Origin of the sequence: Promicromonospora sp. Populi (assembly GCF_041081105.1) — a bacterium.
Classification (GTDB): Bacteria; Actinomycetota; Actinomycetes; order Actinomycetales; family Cellulomonadaceae; genus Promicromonospora.
This window is the reverse complement of sequence record NZ_CP163528.1, coordinates 3,980,166-3,995,518: the sequence shown is the minus strand read 5'-3', so window position 1 is coordinate 3,995,518 and position 15,353 is coordinate 3,980,166. Positions and strand designations below refer to the sequence as shown.

19 protein-coding genes and 4 tRNA genes are annotated in these 15,353 nt (G+C 69.5%); 10 read left to right on the top strand and 13 right to left on the bottom strand.

Annotation, left to right across the window (positions count from 1 at the left end):
* Positions 1-92 precede the first annotated feature (92 nt).
* Complete coding sequence (locus AB1046_RS18085; RefSeq protein ID WP_369370678.1) at positions 93-1,607, bottom strand: DEAD/DEAH box helicase; 1,515 nt, start codon at positions 1,605-1,607, stop codon at positions 93-95.
* 190 nt (positions 1,608-1,797) lie between these two features.
* On the opposite strand from AB1046_RS18085, the gene AB1046_RS18080 reads away from it, so the two are divergent.
* A complete protein-coding gene (locus AB1046_RS18080) occupies positions 1,798-2,565 on the top strand; it encodes a M50 family metallopeptidase (protein ID WP_369370677.1) in 768 nt (255 codons plus the stop codon).
* Between the two features lie 78 nt (positions 2,566-2,643).
* On the opposite strand, the gene AB1046_RS18075 is transcribed toward AB1046_RS18080, so the two are convergent.
* From AB1046_RS18075 to AB1046_RS18065, 3 genes are all read right to left on the bottom strand, one after another.
* A tRNA-Phe gene (locus AB1046_RS18075) sits at positions 2,644-2,716 on the bottom strand.
* Positions 2,717-2,767: 51 nt separating this feature from the next.
* Positions 2,768-2,841, bottom strand: a tRNA-Asp gene (locus tag AB1046_RS18070).
* Positions 2,842-2,985: 144 nt separating this feature from the next.
* Positions 2,986-3,058, bottom strand: a tRNA-Glu gene (locus AB1046_RS18065).
* A 100-nt stretch (positions 3,059-3,158) separates the two neighbouring features.
* Here AB1046_RS18065 and AB1046_RS18060 point away from each other — a divergent pair.
* Positions 3,159-3,503: a metallopeptidase family protein gene (locus AB1046_RS18060; RefSeq protein ID WP_369375760.1), complete on the top strand. Its 345-nt coding sequence runs from the start codon at positions 3,159-3,161 to the stop codon at positions 3,501-3,503.
* 56 nt (positions 3,504-3,559) lie between these two features.
* Here the strand turns inward: AB1046_RS18060 and AB1046_RS18055 are convergent, their stop codons facing one another.
* Entirely contained in the window at positions 3,560-4,906 is a 1,347-nt protein-coding gene (locus tag AB1046_RS18055; protein WP_369370676.1) for a D-alanyl-D-alanine carboxypeptidase family protein, read from the bottom strand.
* Between the two features lie 414 nt (positions 4,907-5,320).
* On the opposite strand from AB1046_RS18055, the gene AB1046_RS18050 reads away from it, so the two are divergent.
* The gene (locus tag AB1046_RS18050) at positions 5,321-5,932 is read left to right on the top strand and encodes an antibiotic biosynthesis monooxygenase (protein WP_369370675.1); all 612 of its coding nucleotides are present in this window, start codon (positions 5,321-5,323) and stop codon (positions 5,930-5,932) included.
* A gap of 8 nt (positions 5,933-5,940) precedes the next feature.
* On the opposite strand, the gene AB1046_RS18045 is transcribed toward AB1046_RS18050, so the two are convergent.
* Positions 5,941-6,789: a glycerophosphodiester phosphodiesterase gene (locus tag AB1046_RS18045; RefSeq protein ID WP_369370674.1), complete on the bottom strand. Its 849-nt coding sequence runs from the start codon at positions 6,787-6,789 to the stop codon at positions 5,941-5,943.
* A 189-nt stretch (positions 6,790-6,978) separates the two neighbouring features.
* Here AB1046_RS18045 and AB1046_RS18040 point away from each other — a divergent pair, with 189 nt between their 5' ends.
* Positions 6,979-7,476 carry a hypothetical protein gene (locus tag AB1046_RS18040; protein WP_369370673.1) on the top strand — a complete coding sequence of 166 codons (498 nt, stop codon included), beginning with the start codon at positions 6,979-6,981 and terminating at the stop codon, positions 7,474-7,476.
* On the opposite strand, the gene AB1046_RS18035 is transcribed toward AB1046_RS18040, so the two are convergent.
* From AB1046_RS18035 to AB1046_RS18015, 5 genes are all read right to left on the bottom strand, one after another.
* Positions 7,451-8,899, bottom strand: a complete 1,449-nt coding sequence (locus AB1046_RS18035) for an FAD-binding protein (protein ID WP_369370672.1) — start codon at positions 8,897-8,899, stop codon at positions 7,451-7,453. The two genes, AB1046_RS18040 and AB1046_RS18035, sit on opposite strands and share 26 nt — an antisense overlap.
* A 127-nt stretch (positions 8,900-9,026) precedes the next feature.
* Complete coding sequence (locus tag AB1046_RS18030) at positions 9,027-9,506, bottom strand: hypothetical protein (RefSeq protein ID WP_369370671.1); 480 nt, start codon at positions 9,504-9,506, stop codon at positions 9,027-9,029.
* A gap of 63 nt (positions 9,507-9,569) precedes the next feature.
* The gene (locus tag AB1046_RS18025; protein ID WP_369370670.1) at positions 9,570-10,046 is read right to left on the bottom strand and encodes an SRPBCC domain-containing protein; all 477 of its coding nucleotides are present in this window, start codon (positions 10,044-10,046) and stop codon (positions 9,570-9,572) included.
* Positions 10,043-10,372, bottom strand: coding sequence for an ArsR/SmtB family transcription factor (locus AB1046_RS18020; protein WP_369370669.1), 330 nt, complete (start codon positions 10,370-10,372; stop codon positions 10,043-10,045). Before AB1046_RS18020 ends, AB1046_RS18025 begins: the two co-directional genes overlap by 4 nt.
* A gap of 172 nt (positions 10,373-10,544) precedes the next feature.
* A tRNA-Lys gene (locus AB1046_RS18015) sits at positions 10,545-10,617 on the bottom strand.
* A 222-nt stretch (positions 10,618-10,839) separates the two neighbouring features.
* On the opposite strand from AB1046_RS18015, the gene AB1046_RS18010 reads away from it, so the two are divergent.
* The 5 genes from AB1046_RS18010 (at position 10,840) to AB1046_RS17990 (ending at position 13,101) form a co-directional block, all read left to right on the top strand.
* The gene (locus AB1046_RS18010; RefSeq protein ID WP_369370668.1) at positions 10,840-11,124 is read left to right on the top strand and encodes an iron-sulfur cluster biosynthesis family protein; all 285 of its coding nucleotides are present in this window, start codon (positions 10,840-10,842) and stop codon (positions 11,122-11,124) included.
* A gap of 196 nt (positions 11,125-11,320) precedes the next feature.
* Positions 11,321-11,785, top strand: a complete 465-nt coding sequence (locus tag AB1046_RS18005) for a hypothetical protein (RefSeq protein WP_369370667.1) — start codon at positions 11,321-11,323, stop codon at positions 11,783-11,785.
* Positions 11,786-11,889: 104 nt separating this feature from the next.
* Positions 11,890-12,171, top strand: a complete 282-nt coding sequence (locus tag AB1046_RS18000) for a hypothetical protein (RefSeq protein ID WP_369370666.1) — start codon at positions 11,890-11,892, stop codon at positions 12,169-12,171.
* A 154-nt stretch (positions 12,172-12,325) separates the two neighbouring features.
* On the top strand, positions 12,326-12,778 hold the full coding sequence (locus AB1046_RS17995; RefSeq protein ID WP_369370665.1) for a phage holin family protein: 453 nt from the start codon (positions 12,326-12,328) through the stop codon (positions 12,776-12,778).
* Positions 12,775-13,101, top strand: coding sequence for a DUF3618 domain-containing protein (locus AB1046_RS17990; RefSeq protein ID WP_369370664.1), 327 nt, complete (start codon positions 12,775-12,777; stop codon positions 13,099-13,101). Before AB1046_RS17995 ends, AB1046_RS17990 begins: the two co-directional genes overlap by 4 nt.
* 64 nt (positions 13,102-13,165) lie before the next feature.
* Here the strand turns inward: AB1046_RS17990 and AB1046_RS17985 are convergent, their stop codons facing one another.
* Entirely contained in the window at positions 13,166-13,375 is a 210-nt protein-coding gene (locus AB1046_RS17985) for a BldC family transcriptional regulator (RefSeq protein ID WP_108495333.1), read from the bottom strand.
* A gap of 595 nt (positions 13,376-13,970) precedes the next feature.
* Here AB1046_RS17985 and AB1046_RS17980 point away from each other — a divergent pair.
* Positions 13,971-14,183 carry a DUF3073 domain-containing protein gene (locus AB1046_RS17980; protein ID WP_369370663.1) on the top strand — a complete coding sequence of 71 codons (213 nt, stop codon included), beginning with the start codon at positions 13,971-13,973 and terminating at the stop codon, positions 14,181-14,183.
* A gap of 60 nt (positions 14,184-14,243) precedes the next feature.
* Here the strand turns inward: AB1046_RS17980 and purM are convergent, their stop codons facing one another.
* Complete coding sequence (gene purM, locus AB1046_RS17975; RefSeq protein ID WP_369370662.1) at positions 14,244-15,353, bottom strand: phosphoribosylformylglycinamidine cyclo-ligase; 1,110 nt, start codon at positions 15,351-15,353, stop codon at positions 14,244-14,246.

The window sequence follows — 15,353 nt, the reverse complement described above, 5'->3', positions numbered from 1 at the left end:
TGTTCCCAGCATAAGAAGGCGTAAGACGCGCGTAAGGCCTGCCGATCACTGGGGTGATCGGCAGGCCTTACGCGGTCGAGATAAACCGACCGCTAGCTAGCGGCAGAGGCGTTCGGGTTGCCCGCGCCACGGCCACGGCCGCCCCGCCGACGACGGGGGGTGCTGTCCGTCCTCGGGAAGTGGTCAGCGGCACGCCGGCCGCCGGACGACGGACGCGCGGCCGAGCGCTGCCCCGTCGACTGACCCGTGCTCTGGCCTGCACCCTGGCTTGCGCCCTGGGTGCGCGGCTGGCCCTGGCGGCCGCCGCCCTGGCCGGCCTGACCGGTGCTCTGGCCGCCGGTGCGCGAACGCCCACCCTGCCTGCGGGGCTGGCCCTGGCGAACCTGCTGCTGCGGGGCCGGCGGCACGTACTCCACGTACGGTGCGACCTCCCCGACCAGGCTGGTCACCGTGGCATCGCCCGGGCGGACGTCCTGCGGGCGGGCGGTGATCTTCGCCTTGCGGGTCAGGTCACGCACGTCGCCGCGCTCCTCGGGCAGCATGATGGTCACGACGTCGCCGCCGGAACCGGCACGCGCCGTCCGACCGGAGCGGTGCAGGTACGCCTTGTGCTCGGCGGGCGGGTCCACGTGCACCACGAGCTCGACGTCGTCCACGTGGATGCCACGCGCGGCGATGTCGGTCGCGACCAGCACCCGCACGTCACCGGACGAGAACGCGGCGAGGTTGCGCTCGCGCGCGCCCTGGCCGAGGTTGCCATGCAGGTCGACGGCGGGCACACCCGCGGCGGTGAGCTGCTTGGCGAGCTTCTTGGCCTGGTGCTTGGTCCGCGTGAACAGCATGCGGCGGCCGGTGCCCTGTGCGAGCTGGTGCACCACGTTCTTCTTCACGTCCTTGTCGGCCACGGCGAGGATGTGGTGCGTCATCTGCGGCGGCGGCGCGGCGGCGTCGTCGACGGAGTGGGTGACGGGCTGGTGCAGGTAGCGCTTGACCAGCACGTCCACGCCGTTGTCGAGCGTGGCCGAGAACAGCAGTCGCTGCGTGTTCGAGGCAGTGCGGTCGAGGATGCGCTTCACGCCGGGCAGGAACCCGAGGTCGGCCATGTGGTCGGCCTCGTCGAGCACGGTGATCTCGACGTCGTCGAGCGTCAGGTGCCGCTGGCCGAGCAGGTCCTCGAGCCGGCCGGGGCAGGCGATGACGATGTCGACGCCCGCGTTCAGCGCGGTGACCTGGCGCGACTGCGCCACGCCACCAAAGATCGTGGTGGTCTTCAGGCCGAGCGCCTGCGCCAGCGGCGCGATCGACTCGTCGATCTGGTTGGCGAGCTCACGCGTGGGAGCCAGGATCAGGGCGCGGGGGCGACCAGCCGCACGGCGCGGCTGTCCTGCCGACGCCGAGCGAGCGCTGGACGCCGCGAGGCGCGTCACGACCGGCAGGGCGAAGGCGAGGGTCTTGCCGGAGCCGGTGCGGCCACGGCCGAGCACGTCGCGGCCGGCGAGGGAGTCCGGCAGGGACGCCGTCTGGATGGGGAACGGCGAGGTGATGCCGCGGTCCGTCAAAACGCGCAGAACGGGCGCGGACAGACCGAGGTCAGCAAAGGTAGTCAAGGGGGGATGGGCCTCTCGGGCTCGGTGGCGGCGCGTCTTGCGCCGGTGGTCCGCCGTGCTCACACCGGGCGGCGGGTGCTAACCCGGGCCGGGGCCACGACGTCGGGCGGCTGAAGCCACCCACGACCACCTATTGTGTCACGTCCTGATCGTCGTTGGCTGCGGCGCACGTCACGTTCGGTGTGGTTCTATGTGGCGCATGATTCCCGCAGCGACCAGCTCCGCCGGACCGTTCGCCGCCATCGGCGACGTGGTGGGCACCATCTGGACCAACGCGGTCACCCCGGTCGACCCGCCGTCGAACCTGATGGTGCTCGGCATGTGCGCGATCGCCCTGGTCGTTGTGCTGTTCCGCCCCCTGTGGCACGTGACGCGGCACGTCATCACCATTGCCCACGAGGCGTCGCACGGCCTGGGCGCCCTGCTCACGGGCCGCAAGCTCGAGGGCATCCGGCTGCACTCCGACACCTCCGGCCTGACCGTCTCGCGCGGCAAGCCCCGCGGCCCCGGCATGGTCATCACGGCGTTCGCAGGCTACGTGGGGCCGGGCATCATCGGCCTCGGCGCCGCCTGGCTGCTGCGGCAGGGATACGCAGTGGGGCTGCTGTGGCTGCTCGTTGTGCTGCTCGCACTGCTGCTGCTGCAGATCCGCAACTGGTTCGGTCTCTGGTCGATCCTGGTGAGCGGCACCGCACTCGTGTTCGTCACTTGGTTCCTGGAGCCCGCCGTGCAGAGCGCCGTCGCCTACGCCGTGACGTGGTTCCTCCTGCTGGGCGCCGTGCGCCCGGTGTTCGAGCTGCAGATACAGCGTGCGCGCGGCCACGCCCGCACGTCCGACGCCGACATGCTCGCCCGCCTGACCGGGGTGGCCGGCCTGTTCTGGGTAGGGCTGTTCCTGCTGGTCACCCTGGGCGCGCTGGCCCTGGGCGGCGCTTGGATCCTGGACGTGGCGCTCTAGTTCCTCGAGCCGCCGCTGGATGGGTCGGAGCAAAGGAAAAACCCCCGGAACTCAATTGTTCCCGGGGGTTTTTCGCTGTGGCTCCGACCGGCGTCGATCCGGTGACCTTTCGATTTTCAGTCGAACGCTCTACCAACTGAGCTACAGAGCCCTAGCGCGAACGCCCGGATAGTCGAGACCGACAATCCGGGCGCCTCTCGCGCGACCCTGACGGGACTTGAACCCGCGACCTCCGCCGTGACAGGGCGGCGCGCTAACCAGCTGCGCTACAGGGCCATGGACGCTTCCCGCGACCGGGGGGCTCGTTTCGAACCGTGAGGATCCTAACCCACCGCGGGCCCGAATCTGAAATCAGATTCGGGCTCCTTACCGATGACCTGCCTCACAGCGGTCGAGCCACGGTTCTTACGAACCGCTCTGTACCCCCAACGGGATTCGAACCCGTGCTACCGCCGTGAAAGGGCGGGGTCCTAGGCCGCTAGACGATGGGGGCTGGGACCTGGCAAGTCTACAGACGATCGGAGGGTCCGCTGCACGGTTTACCCGGTGGTCCCGAGCCGCCCCGCATCGGGGATGATGGGGGCGTGGTGGAGATGACGCGGGAGGACTTCGAGACGGCTGTCAGCGAGGGACTGGACCTCGTTCCGCCGGATCTTGCGGCGCAGATGGACAACGTGGTGGTGCTCGTCGAGGACGACGCGCCCGCGGACGACCCGAACCTGCTGGGGCTCTACGAGGGCGTGCCACTGACGGAGCGCGACCACATGTGGGCGGCCGGCGCGCTCCCGGACCGCATCACGATCTTCCGCAATCCGACGCTCGCGTTCTGCGAGACCCGCGAGGACGTCGTCGAGGAGGTGGCCGTGACCGTGGTCCACGAGATCGCCCACCACTTCGGGATCGACGACGACCGGCTGCACGAGCTCGGCTGGGACTGAACGGGCCCCGGACCGCGAAGCTCTGCTTCGCAGCCCGGGGCTAGGTCAGCTCACGGTCAGTACGTGGTGCCGTACTCCCAGTGCCAGGCCTCCGGCTTGGTGCCGCCGGCCTGGGCCCAGAGCGGGTGCTCCCAGCCGTACGTCCCGGCGTTGGTGACCATCCAGCTGTGCTCGGCGCTGCCGAACGACTCGATGCCGCCGGACAGGTCGACCGCCTGGCCCCAGCCGTGGTTCGACGTACCGGGCACGGCGGCCAGGCCGCCCCTGGTTGCGGCGACAGATACCTGCTCCGCGTACGAGCGGTACCCGTCGGACACCTCCAGGTCCCGGCCGAACTCGGCGCGGAAGGCGGTGTTCAGGTCCTCGAGCGCGACCGCGGCGTCACACCGCAGCTGCTCGCCCGGCGCCCAGCTCAGCTCGCAGAGCACGCTCGACGGAATCTGACCGTTGGGATAGCTCTTGGCGGCCTCGGCCATCGCCTCGGCCGCCGCGCGGGCCTGGGCCGCCTCGCGCTCAGCGGCACGGGCCGCACTGGCCTTGCGCTCCTTGACGGCTGCCTCCTTCGCGGCGGCGAGCTCCTCGGGTGTGGGGCCCGCCTTCACGGAGACGACCGCGTCCGCGTCGGCCTCGGTGATGAGCTGCTGGAGCGACGTCGTCACCTTCTCGATGCGCTCGGCCGACGGCGCTGCCGCCGCGGCGGACGTTTCTGCGGCGCCTTCCGCGGCTGCTTCCTGCGCGTTGGCGGTCTCGTCGACCGAGTCCGCGAGCGGGGTGGCGAGGACGGGGAGGGCGCTGGGCGCCAGGTTCGTCGGCTCGGCGCCGTCCGCCAGAGCGGCGGACTCGGCGGCAGAATCGGTGGCCTCCTCGGCGGTGGCCTCCTCGGCAGTCGCGCCCGCGGCCCGATCGGCGAGCGACGCGCGGTCGCTGCTCCGGGACGCGGCGTCGGCCTGCCGCAGGCTGACGGCGGTGCCGGTGTCGCTGGCGGCATCGACCATGGCCCGCAGGTCCTTGGCGGCCGCGAGGACGCGCTTGCGCTCCGCACGGCTGAGGTCGCCCTCGCGGGTGACGTAGTCGGCGTCGGCCAGGACGGCGACTGCCTTCGCAGAGGCTGACCGCAGCTCGGGGGCGGTGATGACCGGGCTGGTGACGACGGCGGGCGCGGCCTGCGCGGTGGGATCGGCGGCAGCCGCGCCTTCAGTGGTACCGGCGTTCCCGGTGAGGCTGACCGCCGCTGTGGTGGACAGGGCAACCGTGGTGAGTGCTGCCGCGAGAACGAGGGACGAGCGCCGGATCAGCTGCCCGGGGTGCGGGCCGTGTCCTGCGGCGGGGGTGGCCGCATGGGCCCCTGGTGCGCCCGGGCGTCGTGTCCGACGGGGGGCGAGTGCGTGAGTGCCGCGCGTCAAGGACGCTCCCGACGCTCGGGGGCAGGGACAAGCCGCGCTGCGTACGGCGCGCGGGGGCTCGGTGTCTGGGGCACTGAAGGACTTCCGTTCCACGGCTGGGCATGCGCGACACCGTGAGGGGTGGGCCCCTCGGGCGGACGGCGACGAATGCTCCGGCTGCTGTCAGGCCACGGCTCGCGACGAGTCGCGGAGGTCATGGCGGTTGCCGCGAGGAACCCGGCTCGAAAGCCCTGGGGATGGGTCCACGCGGCAACGTTCCATGTTGAACGGTCGTCCAAGTGTTATGGAACCCCCTGCGTGGAGGCGTGCCTCACAAATACTGCGCGCAGACCGTGGTGTAGACGTGAAGGGAGGACAACCTGGGGTGTGCACGTTCACATTGATGCGGGCCGGGCCATGAGTGAGACTTCGGGCATGGCCAATCACGCTGAGGCCGCGAACGGACCCGTGCCCATCCCCGCCGGACAACCCGTGACCGTGTCCATCCACCGCGTCGTCAACCCCGACCACGTTCCCGAGGTCACCCGCTGGGTGCAGGCGGGCGTCAACCTCGCCAACCGCTGGGACGGGTTCCTCGGCTCGGGCTGGATCTGCGCCGCCGAGGGTTCCCGCGACTGGCAGATGCTCTATCGCTTCTCCGACGCCGACCGGCTCGCCGCCTGGGAGGAGTCAGCCGAGCGCCGCGAGTGGCTGGCGCAGGGCACCGGCCTCGTCGAGGAGCTGCGCTACCAGCAGCGCACGGGGATCGAGGGCTGGTTCGACGACCCCGCCCGTGTCGACGAGCCGGCTGACGTGGCCGCCGTCGTCGTACCGCCCCGGTGGAAGCAGGCGACGAGCATCTGGCTCGGGTTCTTCCCGGTGAACCTGCTGTTCACCGCCCTGTTCACCTACTTCGTGCCGGGCTGGGACGACGTGGCGCTCGTGCTCAAGGTGCTGATCTCGACACTGATCCTGACGCCGATCATGGCGTACTGGGTGCTGCCGTGGGTGACTCGACGGCTGCACGGCTGGCTGCACCGCACGTAGCACTCGGGTCAGACGATGCCCGCGGCCAGGCGTTGAGCCGGTACGCGGCGCCGCCGCAGCCGGATCCCGCCGCGGCCCAGGACCGGCGGGGCCGCCAGGTGGGCGGTTCGCCCCGCGAGCCAGCCGGCGAGCCGTTCCGGCCGGTCGGTGATGACGGCGTCGACCCCCGCGCCGTGGTCGGTGGAGACGAGAGTGGTCCACGCCGCCGGGTCGTTCGCCGTCCAGGACATGACCCGCAGGCCGGCGGCGTGCAGACGCGAGACCAGCCGCGGGCTGCCGGCCACCATCGCGACCGAAGGGTTGCACGCGACGACGCGGAGACGTTCGCACAGCCGCAGCAGGCCCGGCGGGTCGAACGAGACGAGCAGGCCGCCCGGCAGGTGCGGGGCGACGTCGCGCACCGTGGCGACCGTGCCGGGCCAGAAGCTCTGCACCAGGACCCGGTCGTCGAACCCGGCGGCGGCGATAGTGGCGGCCACCCGCTCGACCTGCGTGGTGGTCCACGAGCCCTTGAGCTCGAGCAGCAGGTCCGTGTCCGGGTGGCGGGCGAGCACGCCCAGCACGTCGTCGAGCGTGGGGACGCGCTGGCCCGAGAACGCGGGGGCGAAGCGCGCACCGGCGTCCAGCCGCAGCACCTGGTCCGAGGTCAGGGCCGAGACCTTGCCGGTGCCGTCGGTGGTGGCATCGACGGTCTCGTCGTGGATCACGGCGCCCACGCCGTCGGCGGTGGGCTGGAGATCGATCTCGACGGCGTCCGCGCCCGCGCGGCACGCGGCCTCGATGGCGGCGAGCGTGTTCTGCGGGGCTACCGCGGAATATCCACGGTGGGCGATGACTGCGGGACTGGCGACGGCCATGCTGACCTCCGGGTCTGCGGTTCAGTCGCCACGCTAGGCCGCTGCCGGGCGCCTTCCCAGGGGCAGGGCCCGAGTTCCGGGAGTGTTCCGGGACAGTTCACCGGCAGGTCCCGAGGGCGCCGTCTCGGCCACCCGGGCGAAACCCGCCGGATGCGCGGATTCTCGGCGCCGGATGATTTCATGTGGGCCATGGTCCGACCTGTCACCACCCCATCCGCCGGCCGCCGGGCGTGCGGCGCGCTCGCTGCGGTCGCCACCACGCTTGTCCTGCTCACCGGTTGCTCCGCGGGAGGAGAGCCGGACGCGGAGGCGAGCGGGTCGCCGTCGGGCAGCGTGAGTGCCTCGCCCTCAGCGAATCCCGACCCCGACGCTCCCCTGGACACGAACCAGGCGTGCGCGGCCATGTACGTCCACGGGGACCCGACGCTCGAGGAGCGGATCGGCACCGCGCTCGTCGGCGCGAGCGACGGGCTCGACGGCACTGCCGCCGATCAGATGCACGCCATGGCGGTGGAGCTCGGGCGGCTGGAGTCACGCGTGCCCGAGGAGTTCCAGGGCCCGGTCGAGAAGATCCGGGTGCCGTTCCTCCAGCTGCAGGAGGGGCTCGACCTGGCCGAGTCGACGCAGATCGAGCTCGACGTCGCCTCGACGGTCGAGGGCCTCAAGGAGTTCGAGCAGCTCTGCTGACGTCCTCGAACACACCCTGCCCCGGCGTGAGCACCCGGCGCGGGTCGTAGCGGTCCTTCGCGCGGACGACGGCCGGCCAGCGGTCGCCGTAGTGGATTCTCCAGTCGGCCGGGTCCAGGTGCAGGGCGTTGACCGGGTACTGGGTGCCGCCTGCGGCGAGCACCCGGGCGTACAGCGCGTCGTTCTCGGCGATCAGGCGCTCGGCCTCGGCGTCGTCCGGCGGGCTCACCGCGCGCAGGAGCGCGAGCAGGAAGAACACTGGCCCGTCGGGCACCCGCACCTGAGGCCGGGTGAGCGGCGCCCGCGTCGTCGGATACAGCAGGGCCACGCCGCCGGCGTCGGCGGGGGTGAGCGTCTTGAGGAGCTCCGAGACGATCTCGTCCGTCGCCGCGTCCGGGATGAACACGTTGAGCCACGGCCCGGGCAGCCGCAGCGCCTCGATCTGCTCCATGGTCTCGTAGATGCGGTTCAGCCACTCGAAATAGGGCACGTCGACGACGTCCAGCCCCGACGGATCGAGGCCGGCCAGCAGGACGTCGTCGTCGGGCGGCTGGGTGGTGAACCACACGCCGCTCTCCAGGACGAAGGCGAAGCCGTCGTCGTCCGTGGGGACGAGCTGCCCCTCCAGGTAGTCGAAGCGGCCGTCGGCCAGCACGGTGCGCTGGGCGGCGGTCAGGTCCGTGACCTGCGGGTACGTCAACGTGTAGATGCGGGCCATGGTGGGGGCATCCCGCAGCTGGACCGTGGCCCGCACGATGACGGCGAACTGCCCCAGGCCGCCGAGCACCGCCTCGAACAGGTCGCGCTCCAGGTCGGCGGAGCAGGTCACCAGCTGACCGTCGCCCGTGACCACCTCCAGCTCGAGCGTGTTGTCCACCAGCAACCCGAAGTGCTGGGAGGCGCCGCCGATGCCGCCGACGCTGAGCGTGCCACCCACCGACAGGGCGAGGTAGTCGGTGCTGACCGGCGGGGCGACGCCGTCGGCCAGGGAGGCGCGGATCAGATCCAGCCACTGCACACCGGCGTCAACCACAGCGCGGTCGGGCAGGATCTCGTGGATCGTCGCCAGGGTGCGGGTGTCGATCACGACGCCGCAGTCGGCCTGCGCCTGGCCGAACGTCGAGTGGCCCTGGCCGCGCGCGGCCACCGTGAGCCCGTGCTCGTTCGCGAAGCGCACGATGGTGACGACGTCGAGGGCCGAACCCGGGCGCAGCACCGCCCGGGGGCGCCGATTGATCAGGTGCCCGTAGTCGGTGGCCGCCTCGGTGAGCGACTCCTCGTCCGTGACCAGCTCGCCGTCGAGACGGGGGACCCGGATCGCTGAGGCATCCTCCGGGAAGCTGGTGAGCCAGCGCGACGTCGCCGGGTCGAACGCGACCACAGCGGCGCCTGCCAAAAAGTTACGGCGGTCGAGCGGTGCCATGTGAGCCCCTCAGCGTCGGGTGGGCGTCTACGGTACCGGTCGCCTGATCTCGTTGGGATCACGGTTCGGTGCATTGTGTTGTGACACACGTACCGCTACCGGAGGTTCATAGAGCTTCATTCGCCGCCTAGCTGTCCGCCAGCGGTCCGTGAATCTCTCCCTCCCCCGTCTGAACCAGGTGAGCGATCTTCTGGAACGTTTCCAGCGGGGTGAGGGTCGAGTTGTCAAGGGGAGCGGACCAAGTAGAACGCTTGGCTCGCAGAAGGTGGAGGTCGTCTCTGAGGTGGGTCGGTGACCGGTCTGGGTCGTCGGCCGTCCGCCGGAGAACTGCGTCTTCGGAGGGATCCAAGGTGAGGTGGAAGACCCGGCCGAGTCGCAACAGGCCTGGGATGACCGGGTTCAGGTCGATCGCGTCGTGGATGGCATTGCCCGCGATGAGGACGTTCTCGTAGTCCGCACTGAAGAACGATTCCGTTAGTTGTAAACACTGGCGTAGTACCAGTGCGGTGCGGGCATCGTCGTAAGGGAGGTCCCAGTGAGGGTCGACCATGAGAAACAGCTGGTCGGTGTCGATCGCAGCGGTTCGACCCCAGGTGCTGAGCTTCACGTCGTGGCTTAGCCGGAGAACTGTTGTCTTGCCGGAGCCGCCGGCCCGGAGAGGAAGACGGTTCTAGGCATCTGCGCCGTTCTCGACCAGGCCGGCGAGCTGGGCGCTGGTGGTGCCCCAGCCCTCGGCGAAGCCCAGCTCGGCGTGCCGGGCGCGGGCGGCAGGATCGCCATGGCGCACCGTGATCCGGTAGTCGGTGCCGTCCGGGTGGTCCCGAAGCACGATCTCGGCGGTCATCGCGATCGGCGCAGGGCTCGAGGGGCGCCAGCCGCCGTCGATCGCGTTCGTGAACACGATGCGCTCGTGCTCGTCCACCACGAGGAAGCAGGCGTCCAGGTGCGGAACGAACGCCTCGCCGTCATCGCTCATCAGGGTGACGAACGCGCCGCCGGGGCGAACGTCGAGACGCTCGACGCGGCAGTGGGTCGGGGCGGGGATCCACCACTGGGCCAGCTTGGCCGGGTCGGTCCACGCGTCCCAGACCTGCTTGCGCGGTGCGCGGATGATTCGGTCGATGCCGAGATCGAGTTCGGGATTCATTGTTCCTCCTTGGTGACGAACCGCTCCAGGCGGTCGGTGCGGTCCGACCAGATGTGCCGCTGTTCCGCGAGCCAGTCCTCGACGAGCGCGAACCGCTCGCGGTTGAGCTCGCAGGTGCGCACCCGGCCCGACTTCGCAGTGCGGATCAGGCCGTTCGACTCGAGCACCCGCACGTGCTTCAGGAACGACGGCAGCGTCATGGGGGCGTCCTTGGCAAGGTCGCCGACGCTCGCCGGGCCTCGACCGAGCCGCCGGACGACGGCGCGCCGGGTCGGGTCCGCGAGAGCCTCGAACACGCCGTCGAGCACCGTCGAATGCTGAGCCATAAGGCTAAGTATTAGCCTCGGCGGATACTTAGCGCAAGGGCTAAGTGTTTCGGTCGGTCAACGAGCCGACAAGGCGGCGCGGCGGAATGTGAGGTCGCGCTTCACGTCACACGTTCCGAGGTGGTTCGGCGTGTGCGCCATCGTGTCGTGGGCGCTGACCAGATAGAAGGGGTGGGCCCCCCGGGGATCGAACCCGGAACCCGCGGATTAAAAGTCCGCTGCTCTGCCAATTGAGCTAGAGGCCCGTGTGCCCGGCGTCCGGGCGGTGCGAGTAGAAAGCCTACCGGTCAGGTGGTGTGACGTCGTGGAGCCGCCGAGCGGGGCACCATACGTTCTCTCGTAGCGCCTGTCACGCGCTGTCTCACCCACCGGGAGATATCGGGTTAAATGCGTCTCACGCTTGCGGTGTGCCGGTGGGCTTGGTTCGGTGGACGAGACCGCGGAGAACCAAATTTGAGGAGCTCAACGTGCTCACCGTGACTGACAATGCCCGTACGGCCGTCCAGGACCTCGCCCAGCAGGCTGGGGTGCCGGTCGAGGGCGGACTGCGTATCGCGCAGGCGTCCGGCCAGCCCGGCAACTTCGAGCTCGCGCTGGTTCCGGCGCCGCAGCCCGACGACCAGGTCGTCGACGCTTCTGGTGCCACCAACGTGTTCGTCGAGTCGCAGGCGGCCCCTGCACTGGAGACGCTGACCCTCGACACCGACCCCGGTGCCGAAGGCCCCGGTTTTGTGCTCACGCCCACGGCGTGACTTCCGGCGCCCGACCGGGCGCCGAACGACGAGCCCCTCGAAACTGCCAGTTCCGAGGGGCTCGTCGTTTGTCCACCCAGTGGGGCTCATCTCCCACATCGGTCCGGGAGTTCTGCGTTTCCTCTTATCGAGGCGGTGTTGTGAGCGGTTAGCCCCGCAGGTTGGCCGAGAACGCGGACCTGGTAGTTTCCCGCCCATGGCGTCCCATACCCTCAACATTCCCGGCACTACCGGACAAGTCGAGCTCGTTCCCGACATGTGGTGGGGGCGCAGCTACCTGACCGTCGACGGCAGCAAGGCGCCGAACGCCGGCAAGCGGGCCTTCACTCTGCAGGGCACGGACGGCCGCCCCGTGGTCGCGACGCTTGGACGCACCGCCGTGTTCGCGTCGGTGCCGCCCGTCGAGGTGAACGGCGAGACGTATGTCGCGGTCGAACCTCCTCCCGTTGTCGTGCGCGTGATCGGCATGCTGCCGATCTTCCTGGTCACGTTCGGTGGGCTCCTGGGTGCACTAGTTGCCGTGATCGCGATCATCGTCAACTTCAGGGTCGCCGGGAGCAGCCTCTCGACGGGCGCGAAGAGCGGAGTCATGATCGCCGTGGCTGCCGCCGCGTACGTGATCTGGCTGGTGAGCGCGGGCATCATCGCGTCGGGTCTCTGATCACCCGTGGACGTTCTCGACGTCCTGCATCGCACGGTATGCCGTACGTTCGAGAGCATGACCCGCGGCGCATCGGGCGCTCGGGAGGACGATGGGGCACGCAGATGGCACTCGGGAACTACTACTTCGTCCTCGCGGGAACCGGCGACGGCCAGTACCTCACCCCGGTCAAGGGCGCGAGGGACTTCGCGGAGACCGGAACCAGCGTTCTGCGGGTCGCGCTGTCCGCATCCGTCGGAATCACGCACATGATCAACTCCGGCCCGGACGGGTGCGAGGACATCGAGTACGGAGTTCTATCGGTCCGGTCCTCGGCAGGGGGGCCGGTGTTGCGGAGCTATGGCGATTGGTTGCTCGCAGAACGAGTGCCGTTTGATGGTCGGTAGGCACGGCAATTCTTACCGGTAATTGGGCATTTAAGCGCAGTCCCCTACACGCAATTCCTCGAAGCCACGCCGCTCCAGGAATTGCCCCATGCAGTCTTGACCTGTTGAGTTGTCTTCAGCGGCGCAAGCCGAAGCCGGTGGTACGGGAGGGCAGATGATCAAGAACGTGAAGATCGACAGCCAAGCGGGCACAGCAAGCGACGCCCCGACAAGTACGCCGGAAGCCGACAGGCCAGCCTCGCTCGGGAGTCTCGTCGAGCAGATCTCCGAGCAGGCTTCCCGGCTGGTACGCGCGGAGATCGCGCTTGCCAAGGCCGAGCTGACCGAGAAGGCCACGAAGTCCGGCATCGGCGCGGGGCTGCTCGTCGTGGCGCTCCTGATCCTCGCCTACGCCGCCGGCGTGCTGCTCCTGGCGGCCGTGTACGGGCTGGGAACGGTGTGGCCGCTCTGGCTGTCCGCGCTCACCATCGGCGGCTTCATGCTGCTCGTGACGATCATCCTCGCGCTGGTGGGTGTGCAGCTGCTCAAGAAGGCCACCACCAAGCCGGAGAGCGTCCAGCGCGTCAAGGACGACATCACGTCCATCAAGGAGGGACTGCACCGATGAGCACTCCGACGACACCGCCGCCCAGCAGCAGCGAGCTCGAGGCCGAGGTGCTCCGCACCCGTGCGGACCTCGCGGCGAGCCTCGACGAGCTGACGACCCGCCTGAGCCCCAGCTACCAGGCGTCTCGTATCGCGCACGACGCGAAGCAGGCCGCGAGCGATGCCGCCGCAATGGCTGCCGGGGCTTTCGGCAACAAAAACGGCCCGGCGCAAGATCCGCGCCGGGCCCGCAACGCCAAGCTCCTGATAGGAGCCACGCTCGGTCTAGTCGTCCTCGGTACGGCTCTTGCCGTAACCGCTGCGCTCCGGCGCGCGCGGGGCTGAGCTGGGGGGCAGCACCCGGCGCGCCTTCGTCCTACCTGCCGACCAATCCGTCAACGATGTCTGACTAGTTGTCAGAATCGCCCGAGCTGTCCGCCGCCGCACCGAGCAGCGCTCGAACCTCAGACTCCTTGTAGCGGCGGTGACCGCCAAGTGTCCGGATCGATGAGAGCTTTCCCGCTTTTGCCCAACGCGTTACTGTCTTGGGGTCAACACGGAACAAGCTCGCTACCTCGGCAGGCGTGAGCAGGACCTCGGATTCTCCGTGGATGGACATCCCCGCACCTCCTCCGGAACGGTGTCGGCCTGGCCGTACCAGGCGGTTGACGACACCCGCTCTTGCACCATTGTTAGCAGCAAACGGGATTTAGGCGACTTGGGGGCGCGGTTTATTTCCTCACTTTCCACACTCCTCGCCACGCGCGTCCGTTTCGGGCGAGTCTCGGACACGTGCGACACGCCGACGGCCCTATCTGCCCCCGCTTCACCGATACGCGGCACTCGTCTCGCGGGTGCGACCGGTGAACATCCGCAGGTCAGCCAGGAGTCGGCAAAGCGGTGGAGTTGGATGCCCCGAGCACACGAACAAGATTCCCGGGACGTCTGATCGCTGCACCTGCGATGGCGCGCGCTTGGTCGGCTAGGCGCAATGCACTCGTCAAGACAACGTCAATCACCTTGCGGCCTCACGGTGCGGCGGTCGATCCCAACTGATCCGAATGTCACATCGGGGGATGGGACGAATCACGTCCACGGACTGGAAGAAACGCCGTACCAGCATGTAACGTTGGAACCTGGACAGACGAAACGCTACGGGGCCGCACGTCTACGAACGGTGCCGCCCCGCTCCTACTTTGAGGGGGGTCGGAGCCATGGGCCGCGGCCGTCAGAAGGCTAAGCAGACCAAGGTTGCTCGCGAGCTGAAGTACTGGAGCCCGGACACCAATTATCACGCCCTCGAGCAGGAGCTCAGCGGAGACTCCCATACGGATGTTGCGACACAGTCGCGGTGGGAATCCTCGGAGGACGAGGAGTACGACAACAGGTACTCCGACTGGGCAGAGCAAGACGGCAACACGCGCTGAGGGTGCCGGCGCCTTCGCGCCGGCCCCGCGCCCAGCCTTCGGCTGGGCCTCGCTACCGAGTTATCCGCGGTAGTCGTTAACCAGCCTGACCGCACCGCCGGACACGCCCTTCGTCCCGGTGACCAGGTTTTCCTGTGCCGCCGAGTCGTTCAGCGTGTCCACAGTTCCGAGTTCCCACGCGGGCACTCCTAGGGTGGACAGCCGGGCGAGCGCTGAGTCCGCGCCATCGGCGCCGACCACGGCCACCATGCCGATGCCCAGGTTGAGCGTGTTCTCCAGGTCCCCGTTCGGCACGCCACCAAGTTCGCGCACCATGCGGAACACCGCGGGCACCTCCCAGGACGCGCGATCGACCGTGGCCACGAGTCCTGCCGGGAGGACGCGCGCCAGGTTCGCCGCGAGCCCACCGCCGGTCACGTGGGTGAAGGCGTGGACCTGCGCGGCCTCGTCTGCCGCCAGCGCCAGGCAGTCGGAGGCGTAGACCCGCGTGGGCTCCAGCAGCTCCTCGCCCAGGGCCCGCCCCAGGTCGTCCACGTGCCGGTCGAGGGCCCAGCCGGCCTGCTTGATCACTGCACGCACCAGGGAGTACCCGTTGGAGTGCAGGCCGCTGGAGGCCATCGCGATCAGCACGTCGCCGTGCTGCACCCGGTCCGGTCCCAGCACCTTGTCGGCCTCGACAATTCCGGTGGCGGCGCCGGCGACGTCGTACTCGTCCGGCTCCAGGAGTCCGGGGTGCTCGGCGGTCTCGCCGCCCACCAGGGCGGTGTCCGCCACCTCGCAGGCCTGCGCGATGCCCCGCACGATGTCCGCGATCCGCTCCGGCACGACCTTGCCGGTGGCGATGTAGTCGGTCATGAAGAGCGGCTTGGCGCCGATCACGACGATGTCGTCCACGACCATGCCCACGAGGTCGAACCCGATGGTGTCGTGCTTGTCCATCGCCTGCGCGATCGCGACCTTGGTCCCGACCCCGTCCGTGGACGTCGCCAGCAGCGGCGCCCGGTAGCCCTGGAAGGCCGACAGGTCGTACAGGCCGGCGAACCCGCCCACGCCGCCGAGCACAGCCGGACCCTGCGTGCGGCGCACGGCGTCCTTCATGAGCTCGACGGCCTTGTCGCCCGCCTCGGTGTCCACGCCGGCGGCGGCGTACGTCAGGCCTTCGGAAGTCAC